The following is a 17829-nucleotide window of genomic DNA, read 5'->3' as shown; positions in this document are numbered from 1 at the left end:
AACTGCGTTCATCACAGTACACATTCAATTCAGAGAGAGTATTTTTGGTTGCCACACAACCCAGTAAATCAATCTATTCATATTTGCAGACAACAAAGCTTGGATTAACACAGGAAGAAGTAGAGGAACGACAATCCATATATGGAAGAAATGAAGTAATCCATGAACAGAAAAAGAATCCATTTATACTGTTTATCAAAACGTTTATCAATCCTTTCATCGGTGTTCTGACCGGACTTGCAATCATATCCTTATTCTTGGATATATTGATGGCTGAACCTGGCGAACAAGAGTGGACAGGTGTAATCATCATTGCATCCATGGTATTATTCAGTGCCATCTTGCGTTTCTGGCAGGAATGGCGAGCAAGTGAAGCTACGGGTTCTTTAATGAAAATGGTAAAAAACACATGTCTTGCCAAACGTGCGGGAGAGCATGAAGAGGAGATCGATATTACGGAACTTGTTCCGGGGGATATGATATATTTGGCAGCAGGGGATATGGTTCCAGCAGACATTCGGATTATCGATTCGAAAGATTTGTTTATTAGTCAGGCTTCATTGACAGGAGAGTCCGAACCGATAGAAAAGTTTCCGGAGGTACGGGGACAACAGTTCCGAAAAGGAAGTGTCATCGAGTTGGACAATATTTGCTATATGGGTTCCAATGTGATTAGTGGCGCAGCAAAAGGGATTGTTTTTGAGACAGGGAACAAAACCTATTTGGGTACAATCGCAAAGAGCCTGATCGGACATCGTGCCACTACAGCTTTTGACAAAGGCATTAGTAAGGTTAGCTTCTTATTGATTCGTTTCATGCTGGTTATGGTTCCATTTGTGTTTTTCGTAAATGGCTTTACGAAAGGGGATTGGTTTGAAGCTTTCATTTTCGCCATATCCGTTGCGGTTGGTCTTACTCCGGAAATGTTACCGATGATTGTGACTGCCAACCTTTCTAAAGGAGCGATAGCCATGTCTAAAAAGAAAACAATCGTAAAGAATCTCAATGCCATTCAGAATTTTGGAGCGATGGACATACTCTGCACTGACAAAACCGGTACATTGACCTGCGATAAAATCGTATTGGAGAAATATATCAATGCAGATGGCAGTGACGACAACAGTAAACGTATTCTTCGTCATGCGTACTTTAACAGTTATTTCCAAACCGGTTTAAGGAACCTGATGGATAAAGCGATTCTTTCTCATGTAAGAGATTTGAGTCTGGAACATTTGAAGGATGACTACACCAAAGTGGATGAAATACCTTTCGACTTTACACGCAGAAGAATGTCTGTTGTAATAGAAGACAGGCAGGGGAAACGGCAAATCATCACCAAAGGAGCAGTAGAAGAGGTTCTCGACGTCTGTTCCTATGCCGAGTTCAACGGACAGATTCATCCCTTGACTGATGCCTTGAAAATCAAAGCACAGATGATTAGTGAAGAAATGAATCAGCAGGGGATGAGAGTATTGGCAGTTTCCCAAAAAAGTTTTATCGAGAAAGATTGTAATTTTGCCATCGAAGATGAAAAAGAAATGGTACTGATCGGGTATCTTGCTTTTCTTGATCCTCCGAAACCTTCTGCTGCCGAAGCCATCGAACAGTTATATGCGCATGGAGTAGCAGTGAAAATTCTATCGGGAGATAATGATGTCGTAGTGAAAGCGATTGCCCGGCAGGTAGGAATTGATACCAGTCATTTTCTTACCGGGATAGAAATAGAGAATATGGACGAAACAGCATTGAAAGAAGCGGTAAAGGATACCACTTTATTTTCAAAACTGACTCCATTGCAAAAGACGCAAATCATCTCTCTGTTACAGGAGCAAGGCAATACGGTGGGGTTCTTGGGAGATGGAATCAATGATGCAGGTGCATTGCGTCAGTCGGACATTGGTATATCAGTCGATTCTGCTGTGGATATAGCAAAAGAAAGCGCAGATATTATCTTGTTGGAAAAAGATTTGATGGTATTGGAAGACGGGGTACTCGAAGGAAGAAAGACATTCGGCAATATCAATAAGTACATAAAGATGACTGCCAGTTCCAATTTTGGCAATATGTTCAGTGTGATGTTTGCCAGTGCATTCCTGCCATTTCTGCCCATGATGCCGATACATCTATTGATCCAGAACCTGTTGTATGACATATCGCAGACCACCATTCCTTTTGACCGTATGGACCCGGAGTTCCTGAAGAAACCCCGTAAATGGGATGCGTCCGATCTAAGTCGTTTTATGATTTATGTAGGTCCCATCAGTTCTATCTTTGATATTATCACGTATCTGGTCATGTGGTACGTATTCAGTTGCAACAGCCCCGAACATCAGACACTGTTTCAAACCGGATGGTTTGTGGAAGGTTTGTTATCACAGACATTGATTGTCCACATGATACGTACCCGCAAGATACCGTTCATACAAAGCCGTGCCACATGGCCTGTGATGGGACTGACCTTCTTAATCATGGCAATAGGTATTCTTATTCCTTTCACCGCTTTCGGGCGTTCCATCGGATTGACAGCTCTTCCTTTGAGTTATTTCCCCTGGCTGGTTGGAATTTTGCTCTCTTATTGCATTTTGACGCAGATCGTGAAGAACTGGTATATCAAGAAGTTTGTGCGTTGGTTATAGCTTTGTCTGTTTATCTCGCAAATTAAATATATATATTGTAAAAGATTTAAAATTGAGACGAATTGTCTGTCAAGAGTTTTTGCCCTAAAATTAATTTCATATATTTAGGAGCAAGAACTCTTATTTATTTAGATTTGCGAACTTTCTAATATTCAGGCACGATGAAACACTATTATTCCTTTCTGATAATAACCTCTTTGTTATTAGCCGGATGCGGGCAAAAAGACCGGGCAAAATCTCAATTCGAATCATCTGTACAGACAGAAGAAAGTTATCCGTTAGCGAAAGAATATATCAAAGAGGCTGTTATCACAGGAAAAGTGTTGAACCGGGATTTTTATCCTCAAGAAAAGGAATTAACTCTCATCATTCCATTTTTTTGGAAAATGGAAAATCAATATCGTACCCCCATACAAGAAGATGGCTCATTTTCATTCCGTTTTCCGGTTTATGCAAAATTAAGAGAAGTTTCCATTCGCAATTATGCGGAACATTTGTATATCCACCCGGGAGATAGCATACACGTGGAAATAGACTTCAAAGATCTTTTTCATCCCAAAGTAACAGGTGATGCAGAAAAACTGAATCAAGAAATACTGGCATTCGCAGAAAGCGCTTACTATTACATACAGAATTATAGTATAAACCCGAATTTGAATATTAAGGATTTTGAGGCTGAATTAAAGAAAGAATATGACTTTCGTTTGGAGCGGAGAAACGAGTATCTGACGAAGTATAAGCCAATGGAAGATGTTACGTTATTTACTGAAGAGTTACTGAAACAGGACTATTATTACGCTTTGTTATCCTATGGTAACCAATGCCAGTTTAAAACGAGAAAAGAAATGGACCGGTATCATAAACTTCTGCCTGCGATCAATAAACTTTATAATAAAGGGATTCTTTCGGCACGTTTATATGATATTGCCGATGAGGTAGAACGCTATATAGCTTATGGGATAACATACAAAGATAAAAAAAATCCATCTGTAGAAGAGATTATGTCGGCAGTAGGAGAGAATGAACTGAACCAGTACATATATACCAAAATGGCAGTTGGCTCTTTAAATGCAAATGATACACTTGCTTTAACAACGAGGCATACACAGTTTGATTCAATCGTAAAAATGCCGCATTTGCGTGCACAAGTGATGCAGATATATAATCAGACTAAATCTTACCTGGAAAATCCGCAACCAGTTTCCAATAATTTATTATATGGTGAGTTTCACGAAAACTCAAAGCTAAAAACATCTATGCCTTACATGGAACCCATCTATAATATACTTGAGAAGAATCACGGAAAAGTAATCTATTTCGATTTTTGGGCTAGGTGGTGTCCACCATGTCTGGCAGAAATGGAACCTTTGAAACAATTGCGGAGTAAGTATTCTACCAAAGACCTGGTCATATACTCCATATGTGTAAGTGAACCCAAGGAAGAATGGGAAGAGTGCCTGAATGAGTATTCATTGAAAAACCGGGGAATTGAATGTATTTATGCATCTGATTATTTTGGAAAAGATAACTTACAGAAAATTCGCAAACAATGGAAAATAGATAGAATGCCCTATTATCTGTTGATTAATAGAAAAGGGCAAATTGTAGATTTCGGAACTACGGTACGTCCCAGCAATCCGCAATTAGTATCTCGAATTGAAGAGGTTGTGAAGGACAGCAAGTAACAAAAAAGACAAGGCTAATATCAACCTTGTCTTTTTTGTAGCTCCCTCATCAATTCATCTACAATATATGCATCGCTCATGAGATATAGATCTCCAAGTCGGTGGACAATGCGCTGGTAGCTTTCGCTATTATAAAATATATCAAGTGCCTGTAGACTGGAAATATGCAGACGGGTAGCAAGAAGTTCTACAATGCTGTAATATTTGCCTTGCATTACAATATCTGCATTGGAGATTTCTTTTGAGGGAGATGGGATAGGCAAAAGTATAGCATCCACAAAATGTAAGTGTTCGTCAATTACTTTTTGGTTCGTAATACAAATTTGATTGTTAGGCTCTTGATGAATCAAACGTGACAATGCTTCTTCACGAGTGTAATCACCACGCATATAAAGGTCAATAGTACGTATCACACGGTCATCTGCTATACCGCCTTCTATGATGTCATAATCCTGCCATATAACATTCCCTTGTCGACATGCTACAACAAAATCCAGCCAATGTGCATCATAAGTGGTAAAGTGCAAATAATGAAAAGAAGAGTTGCGGCAGGCATCTATATCCAATGAATAAATATTGAGCCACATACTATTTTCATGGCGAATATCAGCTGTGCGAAGAGCCCAACGAATAGCCTGATCCTTTAAATCAGTAAGATAAAAGCCCACTCCGAAATCAAGATTTGGTCGGCATACTCCAGCTAATGGTTGTTCTACACGGTAAGTAGAACCATGATAAACAGTTAACATGACTTATCTCCTTTTTGCTGTGTCGAAACTTGAAAAGGACGATAATCTTTCGGTAACCATTGTGGATCACGATGATAGATATATTCTAATAAAGAATCTACTATGTAGGCTTTGCCTTGGGTATGCAAAGTATCATAAAAAGCATTTATATAGCCGTCTATAGCACCTAATTCTTTTAGTTTATTATATACATCCGCACTATAGCGTCCTAACCGTTCGGCTGTATTCTCTATACAATAGATAATAAACTCTAATTGTTTTTCTTTAAGGGTCATATTATTTTCTCCTTTCTTATCTTAATCCATTAGCGAAAAAGATTAATATTAGCAAAGATAGAAAAGTTCCTTCTTTCTTCCAATTAATTGGTATAGTATATCACGTTTCCTTATGGAATATTAAATCAAAATCAATATACTTTCATTATAGCTTTATAGCTTTTTCTTCTTTCACCAACTTCCTCCATCTTTGAAATGCCCTCATCAGCGTTTCTTCCTGTACTAGTTCTACCATTTCGTAGTGCTCTACGAATTGTTCTATTGACTTTTTAAACATCACTCCTTTATTAAACTTATTATCCAATAGGAAGGAGTATAATTCCGCTTTCATCTCCGTTTCTATTTCCTTTTCTATAATCAATGCACTATCGTTTCCGATATAGTTATAGACTTCCGGATTCTTCCCATTACGCGGTTTGGGCAGTACAAAGCAAATATTTCCAATTTCTTTCCATGAAGTATTTTGCGGATGAGGAACAGATAGTTGATGAAGGAAGTGATAAACTGGAGTAATGTGGGAGAGATGGATAGGGATAAGTCGTTTGGAAGAAGAAGAAGGAGAGGAAGAATGAGACTGGTTCTCTGGATCGGGTTCTAAACTTTGTCGATATCGGACATACGTATATCTAGCCAAATATGGCTTGATATTAATTGTAACTGTAACCATGGGATTTTTTTTTAAGTTTGTAATAAAAAAGTATGTATATACAGTCCTTTGGACTGTGAATTCCGTTTGGTTTATTGAGAATATTCCCATGGTTATCGGGACGGAATTCTTCTTTTTATAATAAATTGATATACAGTGTATTACAAATACTGTTTTTGGTTTAAAACCAAGGAGCCGTTCCTTTTAAAGGAACGACCTGTTTCTCACCGAGGAACGCCTTGTTCCTTTTAAAGAAACGGATGGCTCCTTGAAATCCGGGAACAAAACTAGGTGTAATATTCTGATCTTTCAAAACGCATAGTTGAAGTACTACAAGTAATATGTAAATATAAATAATCATTCTTATACATCGTTTGTTTTGCGCGTGTATAAACGTTTAGTATGTCACAAAAGATAATTGAATAAGTTGGATAATAATTTAACAATGTTTATCCGATAAGTCCTTTTCATAGTTATCTAACCCTCATTTAAGTGATTTATAGAACTATTTTGGACGAAACTTCGGAATCCATGTGCAATTTCAGAACGTTTTACTTTAATATATATTTATTTTGTAATTTCGCGTCCGATAATCATTTATTAAACGCAAACAAAAGCAAAATATTCAATATATGCATCTGATGAAAATACAATATATAGCAATTCTACTTCTGATATGTTGGGGAAGCATTTTAAGATGTTCAGCCCAAAAGGTAGCGATAAAAACAAATCTGCTCTACGGTGCATATTCAGGTACGCCGAACTTAGGAGTAGAGTGGGGACTTTCTCCACGCAGTACGATAGAACTGGGCGGCGGATTTAACTGGTTTACATCCGATAAAGCATCTTCAAATAAAAAACTGGCGCACTGGCTCGGTACAATGGAATATCGTTATTGGACATGTGAAAGATTTAGCGGACATTTTTGGGGAATACACATAATAGGAACACAATATAACATAGCCGGTCATCACTTGCCACTTTTATTCGGAGATAATTCCAGCCATTACCGATATGAAGGATGGGGAGCAGGAGGGGGCATCTCGTATGGTTATCACTTCCTTCTTAGTAATCGTTGGAGTCTTGAAGCAAATATAGGTGCAGGATATGTGCGGCTACATTATGATAAATTCCGGTGTGAGACCTGTGGTGAAAAGATCGGAACGGAAAACCGCAATTATTTTGGCCCGACTAAAGCAGCAATCTCACTTATATTTCTTATAAAATAATACAACCATGACAAAAATAAAATCATTCCTATACTTGTTAATCATATTCCTGACCATTTCTTCTTTATCATACGGAGAAGAAAATCCCAAGAAATGGTATACAGGGTCTATACAGCCAACAGCTCTTGAACTACAGCAAGCGGGAGATTCATTGCATATTCAAATACTTTATGACCTTGATAATATACAAGTCAGTTCCAATCATTCTATAGAACTGATACCAGTATTGATTGCTGCAAACCATCAGATGGAATTGCCGGAAATATCCGTTAAAGGTCGTAAAAACTATCAGAATTTGAAACGTAAACTTGCTTTAATGAATACGCAGGAACGCACTTTTTACCAGTTAGAAGCTCCATACTCCACACTAAAAGGGTATGGAATGACTGGAAAAGAACAGATTCGGTATTCGTTGACAATTCCATTCGAGTCATGGATGAAGGATGCACATCTGAATGTAAAGAAAGAAGTGATGGGCTGTTGCAGGCCAGGCAGGTTACTATCAGCTATTCCTCTTTTTAGTGCTGTTACTTTGGAGAAACTTCCCGTCCCTTATCAAATCACTCCACATATTAGTTACGTACAGCCAAAAGTTGAACCAGTCAAAAGACGTGAGATGTCATGTGAAGCATTTCTGGACTTTGTCGTATCAAAAACCGACATTAAGCCGGACTATATGAATAATCCGACTGAACTAAGAAAGATATCCTCCATGCTTGCCGAAGTAAAAAATGATACAGCTATAACCATTCGTGGAATATCGGTCATTGGTTATGCTTCACCGGAGGGATCTACCCTTTTTAATAAACAGCTTTCCGAAGGACGTGCAAAGGCACTTGTTAATTACCTTCTCCCTCGTTTCCCTTTCTCTAAAGAATTATACAAGGTAGAATATGGTGGTGAAAACTGGGAAGGATTACGTAAAATGGTTGCAGAATCTAATATGGCAGAAAAGGATGGGATTCTTCATATTATAGACCACATACCAGCTGAAATAAACTACCGAACAAATACCAGTCGCAAGAAATCGTTGATGTTATATAAACAGGGCAATCCTTATCGGTTTATGTTGCGTGAGTACTACCCACATCTACGTAAAGCAATCTGTAAGATAGAGTACGATGTTCAGAATTTTAATATAGAACAAGCAAAAGTGCTGATTCATAATCGACCACAAAATTTGAGTCTGAATGAAATCTATTTGGTAGCTCTTACTTATAAAAATGGTTCACCGGAGTTTATAGAATTATTTGAAACAGCCGTTAGTGTCTTTCCTGGTGATAAGATTGCCAACCTGAATGCCGCTTCGGCTGCACTTTCACGTAAAGACACTATTTTGGCAGAAAAATATTTAAAGAGAGCAGAGACTTCTACACCGGAATATGAAAATGCACTGGGAGTATTACATCTGTTGAAAGGTGACTATGAACAAGCAAAGCTACATTTAAATAAAGCTGCTGAATCCGGATTGAAACAAGCATGTCTCAATTTGGAGGAATTAGTCAAAAAAGAAGAGAATATCGAATTGATGAGCAAACTGGACTAGTGATTTTTTATATATTATAATTATCTTTTTATTTACAACATTTAAACATTTAACAATGATGAAAACAAGAAGTTTTCTATTATCTACATTGGCGGTTTTTATATTTGCCGGCTGTAGTAGTGAAGATGCCCGGGAAGGCAATATCCCGAGCGGTGAACTGGATGGCAAAGCGTATCTGTCGCTTTCGCTACAAAGTCACACAGCTACTACAAGAGCAGTAGATACCAAACCGGGAAGTTCTGGGGAAAGTGAAGCAGGGGCCGTCAAAGTTTTATTATTTGACGAGGATGATGTGTGCCTTGATGTGGTTGGTTTTGATGGTATGACCGTTGGGAATAGCGGAGGAACAAATGCAGATGGGACAGGGACCCCGGAAGCTGTAGCTAGTGACGCTAAATTAGTATCAGAGAAAACAAAAAAAGTATTTGTGGTTATCAATCCTTATGCCGACGGGTGGGATTTAACTTCAGAAACAGTAAAAGGTAAACCGTGGTCTGTAATCAATACAGCTATAAATGCGGCCATTGACAAAATTAGTACTACCAAACAATTCATGATGGCGAGTGCAGGCAAAGGCGCTGGCATAGAAGGGGCATTGACGGAAGTAACGGTACATAAACCGACTGCATATACCACTGATGCCATCAACCAGGCAAAAACAGACGCACAGAGCAATCCTGCAGAAATCTCTGTGGACCGATTGAGCGCAAAAGTAGAGCTTGCGGTTAAGGAGCCTATTGGCATAAAACCTGACGGTTCTACATTTACTTTCAGTGGTTGGGAATTAAGCGTTACCAATAAGAGTGTGAAACTATATAGCGAACTTATCTCTTACAATAATGCCACGCCTGGAGCTGTTTATCGTCGGGATAAAAACTACCTGCTTGCCGAGCAACCTGATGTTAGTGATAATAGCACTATGGAAGCTAACATGGATGCAGCTTTCAATTATCTAAAAAATATAGACAATAAAGTTGAGGATATGCCCGAAGTTGCACATGCTAAAGGGACAAGTCAATACTGTCTTGAAAACACCATGGACGCTAATGCACAGAAATTAGGATTCACTACTAAGGTGGTAGTAAAGGCACAGTATACGCCCAATGGTTTAGGTGATAAGAGTAGTTATTTTTCTTGGAAAGGGAACTATTATACATTAGATGCGCTTAAAGATGAATACACAAAGCATACAGACGGTAGTGGATTGAAAGTTGACTTACCGATATTCTTGCATAAAGCAGGGCTTATGACAGATGATGTATACAATAATGGAGATCAATCAGCAAAAGATATTGTAGTCAGTTCTCTGAAAGATGAAAATTTTGATGCGAAAACCGGTATCATCGGACGTTTCTGTGCTGTTCGTTATTATAACGAATCTGTTTGCTATTACGACGTCCTGATCCGTCACGACCAAAAAGTAACAACTAAAATGGCGTTAGGTAGATATGGTGTGGTACGAAATAACTGGTATCACTTGGAACTTCAGAGTGTGAGTGGTCCTGGAACACCGTGGATTCCCGACCCGTCCGATCCTGACCCCGACAACCCTACACCTCCGGGAACTGATGACGACGAAGCAGATGCTTTCCTTTCTGTAAAAATCACTATCAATCCATGGACTTATTGGACACAAGGTGTTGATTTGCATTGATAAATGGGAATTAAAAGACACATAAAGAAATATAAAATAATCCTTACCGCCTTTATGGTGGCAGGGATTACCGGTTGCGATGTCCTTCATGACGACCTGGATCAATGTGACCTCTTTCTAAAATTCCGGTATGACTATAACATGGCAAATAAAGACTGGTTTGCCGAACAGGTGGAAGAAGTAAAGGTTTTTGTGTTCGATACGCAAGGAAAATATATACAGGCATTTACCGAAAAGGGACATTCGTTAAAAAGTCCGGACTATCGTATGCTGATACCCTATCGTTTGAAAGGCTGTACAGCCGTTGTATGGGCTGGAAAAACAGATAAATTCTATCTACTTCCGGCAATGATCGCAGGTGATCCGATAAATAAATTAACGCTGAAATATGAGCCTGAAAATAACAGAAGTAACAATCATCTTGATGCATTATGGCATAGCGGTCCTCTATTAATGTTTTCATCGGAGAGTATCAATAATACAGAAATGGTAAGCTTGGTGCGCAATACCAATGATATAACGATAGGCATTACACGCGGGAATAATCCGGTAGATGTTTCGAAATATGACATACAACTAATAGCTGCAAACAGTTTTTATGACTATAAAAATAATATCAATGAAAGCAATAAGAATATAACTTACTATCCTTGTTCTGAAGAGGAAGAACATAAAACAACTTTGCAGACCCGGCTCCATACTCTTAGACTTGTCAAGGAGGCCGATATGGCTTTTTCTATCACAGATAAAGCATCAGGAAAAGCAATAGATATCGGAGGAAAAGCAACCATAAATCTTATTGACTACCTGTTGATGAGTAAACCGGAGATGATGGACGATCAAGAATATCTCGACCGCAGATACCAGTGGGACATCAACATCCGCATCGGAGATAAGGAAGAGAACGGTTACATCGCATTGAGCATAACGATTAATAATTGGACTTATTGGTTTCAGCCAACAGATATATAAGCCGCGTCCCAGATACGAAACTTTGGCATGATTGAGAATGAATATAACGATTGACAACATAAAATATCGGTCAGTTACCTTGCTTTTGGTAATACTTACCCTACTGGTTTATTCTTGTACTAACGAGAATGAAGCAGGCGCACGTATGTACGAAGGAGAAAGAATACCATTAAGCATCAATATGGGGACACGCAGCACTACGAATAGTGATGAAGCCATAAGCTCTGTTCGCGCGATTGTCTTTAATGACAAAGACCAATTAGTGTACAATGAGGTTACCAATGCTTCTGTAAACGACGACAATACATACACAGCAAAAATCAGGGCAGCACGAGGATATAACAATATTTACATCATTTGTAATGAAACGCCGGAGCTAACGGAGAAGCTGGATGCCATTGCACGAGAAACTGAAATAGAAAATGTAACATTCTCCGCTGTAGGTATCGTTGCCCCTCCACCCATGTATGGAAATGTGACACATGCTTATGTCGAGTCTCGTAGTGACGGGACAAATGCCACTGTTATAATTGATAATATTAGAATGACGGAACTGCCGATAAAGGTAACCCGCATGGTTTCCCGTCTTAGCTTTACAGCAATTAAAAACATAACTAATTCGGATAACGATTTTAAAGTAACCAAACTTACCATTAAAGTCTGCCGTATGCCGGAAAGTACTCCCATTGGCGGAGGAGTGTATACAGGAAGCAATTGGTCGGATGACCTTACTATCCCGGGAACAGGTGAACTCGATAATAACGGTACATATTCGACAGATGGTAACTACTCCATTCCGGCTGATGTAGATTACATAACCATTCCTGACACCTATATCCCCGAAAACCTATTGTCAGAACCTGCAGACATCTCTAAAGCTACTTATTTAAAGATTGATGCGCAATGCATACTTAAAAACGGTAGTACGCAGGTGTTGAACTGTATCTATTTGCTGAATATTGGGCAGGAACCTCCTCAAAATCATAACTTAACGCGCAATAACCATTATCAGATATACGCCACCATTACAGGTATGGGAGCAATGGGACTTTATGCAGAGATAGTGGCAATGGAAGAACATGATATCACTATCAATTGGCAACCTATCGACGGGCTGGTAATTGTGAGTGACAAGGAATCGGATTATGATCCGGCGACCGGAACATCGAAGAATGTAAATATATGGAATGATCCCACAGTTTATTCGGGCATACTGAAAGCATATCATTCCGAAACGGGGTATAAGGATATTCTTTTCAAATACGGAAGTTTAGTAGCAATACAGAGTAAGCCGGACGCTACAAATGGGACGGAATTCGCACCACCCATTAGTGCTAATGAGCTGAACGACGTACTTTGGTATCCAAGCCTATACAATCCTTTAAGCATCAAAGGATGGCTGGATATTCCTTACTTGCCAAGTAACGAAATACCCGCAGTCAATACCACCGGACAAGTAGCACAAGGGCTGGGCGATCCATGCAAACTTGCCGGACTTTCTGAAACCCAAATCAGAGATATGGGAATTGTAGATAACGGGCAGTGGCACATCGCTACTTCCGAAGAATACAATCATATAATAACCGCAACGAATAATGAGGCAAGTGCATACGGATACCTCTCGTTCCACTATTTACTGTTACCGCACAACCAGTATAGAAATGAATCCGGTGCGTCATGGAGAGATGGTAACACAGGATGGTATTGGGATAATAATGCTTCGGTATTTGAGTTTTCAGGTAATCCGGTGGCTACAGCAGATCTCCAATCAGGTAAGGATAGACAAAGCGGATATATGATTCGTTGTGTCCGCAACGAGATACCGGAAAGCCGGATGAAAGCAGGGATCATTGTCACTCCCACATATCAAGGAACCGAAAACAGTGGAAGCTCTTATTTCGGTATTGTATCAAATGTGCCTTATTGGACGGCTACACTTGTCACAGAAGGAACAGATATAGGTTCAACAAAAGATTTTGATGATTTTTCATTTGAATCAGGAAGTACTGCCACACACACGACTCACGGAAGCAATACACAAAACATTCGTGTATACGTCAAGCGTAAAGAAAGTACCCAATCCCGTTCTTTTAGAGTGAGAGTGAAAGGTTTCGGATTGGATGGCAAAGAAAAAAGTGTATTGCTTACTATTTCGCAAAGTGGATATGAATTGCGTGCCACAACTGAATTAAGCCAGCTTGAAAAAATACCTCAAGGAGGAGGTACCTATGACTTACATATTCAATTGACTCCTACGGACATTGATATTCCTGCCGGGAAACTCTATCTGCAGGCTGTTTTCGCAAACCAACAAAAAGGAATTAGCAGTAAGGTGGATACAGAGATAGATAAATATAGTTATCCTGTATCAATAACCATTCCTGCAAACGACAGTCCAAGCGCTATCAATCTTATCATCAATATCAACCTGAAAAAAGAGAATGGATTGGCATATACTGTGAGTACGCAAACAATCATGCAAGCGGGTTATAAATAAAGAGTCGATATGAAAACAATAATAAAAGACAAAAGGTATTTTCGGGTATTATGTGTCACCATCTTACCATTAGCTCTCATGTTTATGGGATGTACAGATGAATTGAACAGGAACAGAACAGGAAATACCACAGACAAAATGGTTATGGTTAGTTTGCAGGTCAACATTCCTCCTGTGATAAATCCAAAGTCAAAGAGCGAATCTACCGGAGTAGTAAAAGCTCTTTCAAGAAGTGGGAATGATTCATCATTTGCAGTCACTTTAGAGCAAGGACAAGAACGGCACACTGCAACTACGCGCGTGTCCGACGGGACAACAAAGTTATACAATCTTTGGCTATTTCAATTCAACGGAGACGGTTCCATCCGAGGAAAACCGCATAAAATAAGCGATGAGGCGACAGCCATTAATGACATGGTGACGATTGATGTTCCACTGGCGGTTGCAGAGAATCAAACACTATACTTAGTGGCATTGGGACCTAAACTTGATTATGATATGAGTGAAGTTATTGATCTTAGTAACCTTGAAGAACAGAACTTCGAATATCTGACTAGCATAGGAGGACATACAGAGTCGCTTATCACTACCGATGACGAAGTACCGTTTGCGGGAAAAGCGTCAGGTGTCACTATTGTAGATATTGACGAAGGTAACCGTGGATTGGTGGAATACAACAAACCTGCCGATTTTGTGGGAGGCATCGAAATCCGGCGATTGATGGCACGTGTCACTCTACGCTACAAATTTGAGGTGGAAGATTATAAGTTGCAGGGGTTGAAGTTGCTGAATGTCAATAGTACAATCCGGCTCACGAATCCCGAAACGAATACTGATGCAGATACATACGCCACTCTTGAAGTGGATAAACCGGGTACCGCAGACGCTAATGGATTTTATTCGGTAACATGGTATGTTGCGCAGAACTGCCAGGGAACAGTAGAAAGTATTTTAAGCGAAAACCAACGCTACCACAAGGTAGTCAACGGAGTGTCATCGGGGGATGCGCCGGTGTTAGGTACACAGATAGAAGCATGGGCATACTCCACATTAAATACAAGTGAATACGCGATTTATCAGATGTATGTCGGAAATAATAACATTAACAACTTTGATGTGACCCCCAATCATTATTACAATTTGCGCACCAGCATTAACGCAGATATAAATTCGGCAAAGAACGATGAGAGGATCAGGGCATATAGCGCTACTCAATATGTGGAATTTCATGCCAGTAATAATATGAGTGTTAGCGGAGGAGCATCATTCGACAGATTTAAGTACAACAAAAATGGTAAAGATTATGATTTGGATGCGGCGTACGATGTCCGCCCGATTGTTGTACAAACACAAGGAAGGACTGTGGAAGTGGGGATATATACTGATGATGGCTGTACCCAACAAGCGGACCCCACACAGAGTTGGCTCCGGCTGTCTTCCTCATCCAATTATACAGAAGCTTACAATAATGCTAAAGAGCCTTTGGATACACATATTACAGCAAGCACCATACTCCCTACACAAGTCTTTTTCTATCTTTACAATGACGAGTATGTTTATGACGGGAATAATGAGTTCGTTGATCCTGGTTATACTGATGCGGAAGGCAAACGTTCCTTATATATAAAAATAACTACAACAGTTAATGGCGATGAAGGGATACTGCAGGCTTCTCATATATTTCGTTTAGACCAACGACCGGCAGTTTACCTCGGATGTTTTGGAGGAGAGAGAATGGAAGATGGAAGCTATACTATGGGACTCGTATATGACAGATTAGCTGCACGAAGGGCAGACCGGTATTTGGAAGATATAAAACCAGGGACAATAAGCGGCAGGTATGGACTCCAAACGGCCCCATTGGGATATGGGACGGATGATATGGATAATGGTAAAACTGCTACCCGGCATTTAGCGGAAAACACTTATAATCTAAATTGGAATATATCCGGGCTCCCTATTCCACGTAAAAATGCATCCGGACATGTATTGTTGTATCAATATCAATACCCCGCCAATACTTTTGGAGCAAGAGTATGTTATGACAAAAACAGAGATGAAAACGGAAATGGGATAATTGATGAGGAAGAATTTAAATGGTATCTCCCTGCATCCAATCAACTACTTGGACTTTGCGCCGGTTTCATATTTGATATGCAGCAAATATTTGGCGGCTCGACAACGGAATATGTATTAGCACCACCATATAACGATATATACTTCAAAGAAATCACTGGTGGCGGAGGCTTGGGGAACGGAGGAAGCTCCGGAAGATGTGTCAGAAATGTACCTCTTCCTTCTAGTGCCCCATATTGACTATCAGGAATCAACAAAATAATTAGAAAAGAAAAATGAAAGTATTTAGACTTATAGTTGCAGAACTTACTATATTGTTTTTAATTCCATTAAAAGGATATTCCCAGTCTACAGGGATATATAGAGATTTGAGAGGCAACAAGTATGCAGCAATCAAATCAAGAGGAATGTTACAATGCAAGGAGGAGGACAGGAGTGAAAGCCCGACTTTTCGTTGTTACATTCAACTATATAAATATACTTCTACCGGACAAAATACCGAAGCAATAAAAGATGGAAATGGAAATGATATTTATGTTTACCGGACAACCCGCCATACAGAGAGGAAAACAGAAGGAGGATGTGATTGGAAAGTGTCCAAGCATTTTATCATCTCACCTGATATTGTAAATAGCGATGGAGAAGCAAAAGCTGCGACAATGGATTGGGCTACCGCAAACGGGTATCTCGCTACCGCCAGGACCAATTATTATTCAGTTCCAAGCTTTGCGGTTCCAAAGGGATGCGCAATGTATCGTGGAAAAGACAATCTGGACGAACCGGGAACATGGCGGGTACCCACACGTGGAGAATGTGCGTTGATTCTGATGTTTTATAAAAAAATAGAGGAAACTCAAGCCGAAACTGATTTCAAACCATTTGCTCTTTCTACTTCGGACAAAACTTCATACTGGGCAGCAACAGAAAAAGGGGGAAACTCAACCGGTGCATGGTATATGACATTTTTTCCTGATAGCCAAATAGCTGGATATAGTCTGGAGCAATTCTATAGAGCAAAGTCAGAATCTTCTTATTATCTCCGCTGTATCAGGGATATTCCATTAAAATAACCCATAAAATAAAATGCTCATTAATTACTATACAAAATGAAAACGATAAAAGCCGAAATATTAATGATTGAAGGAGCGCCGTTTCCTGTTATCAAAGAAATATATGATCCATCAAATGAAAGATGTAATGGGATCATTACACCGGAAGCTCCCATTGTTATCACCGGACAGAACCTGGATATGCTGACATGGGAAAGTACCAATCTATACCTTATCTCTTCCGTAAATGACAGAATGTTGATAGAATGTGGTGATATTTATAAGTATTCGGATGATAAGGTCTATATGACAGTTCCTGATATTAATGAAGGTGAATATTTCCTGGCACTGATGATTTTAATGAAAGATAAAGAAAGTTTTTTATACATTTTTCCTATATCTTTGGTTGTACAGTTTGCTCAATCGAAATGGCACGACTGACATTCGTGTGATAGAAGCAAGAAGTAACGACAAATAGCATAATAGCATAAATAGCTGTCAATGAAAAAGAACAAGCCATATAGGCAAAATAAAGTACTCGACAATATATCAAAAACAGAAGAGTTTAATGTCTATACTAAAATAGACGATTTACCTCTTGATGAAAATCCTACATATCTTGAAGAAGGGATAAATGGGATATGTACGGGAGGAAGTGCGCTTTTTAATGTTTTTGGTAATAAGCAACGGATTGTTCCCAATGATTTGGTAGTCATTTTTCCTTTCCAGTTGGCAGCTGTCACGGAGATTAGTGATGACTTTTCAATGACATTTCTAAAAGTGTCCAAAAGTCTGTTTATGGATACGATAAGCGG

14 protein-coding genes and 1 pseudogene are annotated in these 17829 nt (G+C 39.3%); 11 read left to right on the top strand and 4 right to left on the bottom strand.

The annotated features are described in order from the left end of the window. Positions 1 to 2 precede the first annotated feature (2 nt). Positions 3 to 2636, top strand: a complete 2634-nt coding sequence (gene mgtA / locus ACT8YW_RS16710) for a magnesium-translocating P-type ATPase (RefSeq protein ID WP_444106267.1) — start codon at positions 3 to 5, stop codon at positions 2634 to 2636. 161 nt (positions 2637 to 2797) lie between these two features. Next, the gene (locus ACT8YW_RS16705) at positions 2798 to 4321 is read left to right on the top strand and encodes a TlpA family protein disulfide reductase (RefSeq protein WP_444106265.1); all 1524 of its coding nucleotides are present in this window, start codon (positions 2798 to 2800) and stop codon (positions 4319 to 4321) included. Positions 4322 to 4341: 20 nt separating this feature from the next. On the opposite strand, the gene ACT8YW_RS16700 is transcribed toward ACT8YW_RS16705, so the two are convergent. From ACT8YW_RS16700 to ACT8YW_RS16685, 4 genes are all read right to left on the bottom strand, one after another. After that, positions 4342 to 5070, bottom strand: coding sequence for a DUF3990 domain-containing protein (locus tag ACT8YW_RS16700; protein WP_444106263.1), 729 nt, complete (start codon positions 5068 to 5070; stop codon positions 4342 to 4344). Then, positions 5064 to 5345 (bottom strand): DUF3791 domain-containing protein, encoded by a 282-nt coding sequence (locus ACT8YW_RS16695; RefSeq protein ID WP_008775716.1) that lies wholly within the window; start codon positions 5343 to 5345, stop codon positions 5064 to 5066. The genes ACT8YW_RS16700 and ACT8YW_RS16695 overlap by 7 nt, the downstream gene beginning before the upstream one ends. A 145-nt stretch (positions 5346 to 5490) precedes the next feature. Then, positions 5491 to 6012, bottom strand: a complete 522-nt coding sequence (locus tag ACT8YW_RS16690) for a hypothetical protein (RefSeq protein ID WP_444106261.1) — start codon at positions 6010 to 6012, stop codon at positions 5491 to 5493. A gap of 160 nt (positions 6013 to 6172) precedes the next feature. Further along, on the bottom strand, positions 6173 to 6352 hold the full coding sequence (locus ACT8YW_RS16685) for a hypothetical protein (protein ID WP_444106259.1): 180 nt from the start codon (positions 6350 to 6352) through the stop codon (positions 6173 to 6175). Positions 6353 to 6632: 280 nt separating this feature from the next. Between ACT8YW_RS16685 and ACT8YW_RS16680 the strand changes: the two genes are divergently transcribed. The 9 genes and pseudogenes from ACT8YW_RS16680 to ACT8YW_RS16640 form a co-directional block, all read left to right on the top strand. Then, entirely contained in the window at positions 6633 to 7220 is a 588-nt protein-coding gene (locus ACT8YW_RS16680; RefSeq protein ID WP_444106258.1) for a DUF3575 domain-containing protein, read from the top strand. Positions 7221 to 7227: 7 nt separating this feature from the next. After that, entirely contained in the window at positions 7228 to 8766 is a 1539-nt protein-coding gene (locus ACT8YW_RS16675) for a DUF3868 domain-containing protein (protein WP_444106256.1), read from the top strand. A gap of 58 nt (positions 8767 to 8824) precedes the next feature. Beyond that, positions 8825 to 10420, top strand: coding sequence for an Mfa1 family fimbria major subunit (locus ACT8YW_RS16670; protein WP_444106269.1), 1596 nt, complete (start codon positions 8825 to 8827; stop codon positions 10418 to 10420). Between the two features lie 3 nt (positions 10421 to 10423). Then, positions 10424 to 11392, top strand: coding sequence for a FimB/Mfa2 family fimbrial subunit (locus ACT8YW_RS16665; RefSeq protein WP_444106254.1), 969 nt, complete (start codon positions 10424 to 10426; stop codon positions 11390 to 11392). Positions 11393 to 11429: 37 nt separating this feature from the next. Beyond that, a complete protein-coding gene (locus ACT8YW_RS16660) occupies positions 11430 to 13889 on the top strand; it encodes a fimbrial protein (RefSeq protein ID WP_444106252.1) in 2460 nt (819 codons plus the stop codon). A gap of 9 nt (positions 13890 to 13898) precedes the next feature. Continuing rightward, entirely contained in the window at positions 13899 to 16205 is a 2307-nt protein-coding gene (locus ACT8YW_RS16655; protein ID WP_444106250.1) for a DUF4906 domain-containing protein, read from the top strand. Between the two features lie 35 nt (positions 16206 to 16240). Next, positions 16241 to 17035 carry a hypothetical protein gene (locus ACT8YW_RS16650; protein ID WP_444106248.1) on the top strand — a complete coding sequence of 265 codons (795 nt, stop codon included), beginning with the start codon at positions 16241 to 16243 and terminating at the stop codon, positions 17033 to 17035. Between the two features lie 36 nt (positions 17036 to 17071). Then, entirely contained in the window at positions 17072 to 17455 is a 384-nt protein-coding gene (locus tag ACT8YW_RS16645) for a DUF4469 domain-containing protein (protein WP_444106246.1), read from the top strand. Positions 17456 to 17515: 60 nt separating this feature from the next. Further along, positions 17516 to 17829, top strand: a pseudogene (locus ACT8YW_RS16640) (AraC family transcriptional regulator); the annotation flags it as partial.

It is taken from the genome of Bacteroides sp. (genome assembly GCF_052357945.1).
Lineage (GTDB): Bacteria > Bacteroidota > Bacteroidia > Bacteroidales > Bacteroidaceae > Bacteroides.
This window is presented reverse-complemented; position numbering and strand designations above follow the sequence as displayed.

Coding starts and splice junctions, on each gene's coding strand:
- ACT8YW_RS16705 (WP_444106265.1), top strand. CDS start 2,798: ATGAAACACTATTATTCCTTTCTGATAATAACCTCTTTGTTATTAGCC.
- ACT8YW_RS16700 (WP_444106263.1), bottom strand. CDS start 5,070: ATGTTAACTGTTTATCATGGTTCTACTTACCGTGTAGAACAACCATTA.
- ACT8YW_RS16695 (WP_008775716.1), bottom strand. CDS start 5,345: ATGACCCTTAAAGAAAAACAATTAGAGTTTATTATCTATTGTATAGAG.
- ACT8YW_RS16690 (WP_444106261.1), bottom strand. CDS start 6,012: ATGGTTACAGTTACAATTAATATCAAGCCATATTTGGCTAGATATACG.
- ACT8YW_RS16685 (WP_444106259.1), bottom strand. CDS start 6,352: ATGATTATTTATATTTACATATTACTTGTAGTACTTCAACTATGCGTT.
- ACT8YW_RS16680 (WP_444106258.1), top strand. CDS start 6,633: ATGAAAATACAATATATAGCAATTCTACTTCTGATATGTTGGGGAAGC.
- ACT8YW_RS16675 (WP_444106256.1), top strand. CDS start 7,228: ATGACAAAAATAAAATCATTCCTATACTTGTTAATCATATTCCTGACC.
- ACT8YW_RS16670 (WP_444106269.1), top strand. CDS start 8,825: ATGAAAACAAGAAGTTTTCTATTATCTACATTGGCGGTTTTTATATTT.
- ACT8YW_RS16665 (WP_444106254.1), top strand. CDS start 10,424: ATGGGAATTAAAAGACACATAAAGAAATATAAAATAATCCTTACCGCC.
- ACT8YW_RS16660 (WP_444106252.1), top strand. CDS start 11,430: ATGAATATAACGATTGACAACATAAAATATCGGTCAGTTACCTTGCTT.
- ACT8YW_RS16655 (WP_444106250.1), top strand. CDS start 13,899: ATGAAAACAATAATAAAAGACAAAAGGTATTTTCGGGTATTATGTGTC.
- ACT8YW_RS16650 (WP_444106248.1), top strand. CDS start 16,241: ATGAAAGTATTTAGACTTATAGTTGCAGAACTTACTATATTGTTTTTA.
- ACT8YW_RS16645 (WP_444106246.1), top strand. CDS start 17,072: ATGAAAACGATAAAAGCCGAAATATTAATGATTGAAGGAGCGCCGTTT.